The 774-nt window shown below is 51.9% G+C and carries 1 protein-coding gene; it reads right to left on the minus strand.

What is annotated here, in order from left to right; genetic code table 11:
- A partial coding sequence (locus ACTHUM_RS16195; protein WP_440403449.1) for a GTP-binding protein occupies nt 1-774 on the minus strand: 774 nt, incomplete at both ends.

The following is a 774-nucleotide window of genomic DNA, read 5'->3' on the forward strand; positions in this document are numbered from 1 at the left end:
GCCTTTAGGATTGTCTTTGTCGGTAATGGTTACGCCGATACCGATGTCTTCGATACCGGAAATAATCACGATATCGCCGGCTTCAGCTTCTTCCAAAGGTACGCGTTCCAAGCCTTGGAAGCCCAACAGCTGGTTGATGCGGCCTTGGGCAACTTGTTCTTCATGATTCATCACGGCAACAACTTGGCCGGGTTTGATGCGGCCGTTCAGGATGCGGCCGATACCGAGGCGGCCGGTATAGTTGTCGTAGTCCAGTTGGGAAATTTGGAGTTGCAGCGTTTCGTCCGCGCTGCCGCTTGGTGCAGGCGTGTGTTTCAAAATGGTCTCGAACAGAGGACGCATATCGCTGCTCTCGTCGTTCTCATCCAGTTTGGCAAAGCCGGACAGGCCGGAAGCATAGACGATAGGGAAGTCCAATTGTTCGTCGGTTGCGCCCAGGTTGTCGAACAATTCGAATGTTTGGTCGATAACCCAGCTTGGACGGGCAGACGGTTTGTCGATTTTGTTGATAACAACGATAGGTTTCAGACCCAAAGCCAAGGCTTTTTTGGTCACGAAACGGGTTTGCGGCATAGGGCCTTCTTGTGCGTCAACCAACAGTACGACGCAGTCAACCATGCCCAATACACGTTCCACTTCGCCACCAAAATCGGCGTGTCCCGGGGTATCTACGATGTTGATGTGGTAGCCTTCGTATTCGATGGCGGTATTTTTAGCGAGAATGGTAATGCCGCGTTCTTTTTCAAGATCGTTGCTGTCCATGACGCGTTCTTC

The organism is Neisseria sp. P0021.S006 (assembly GCF_051956895.1).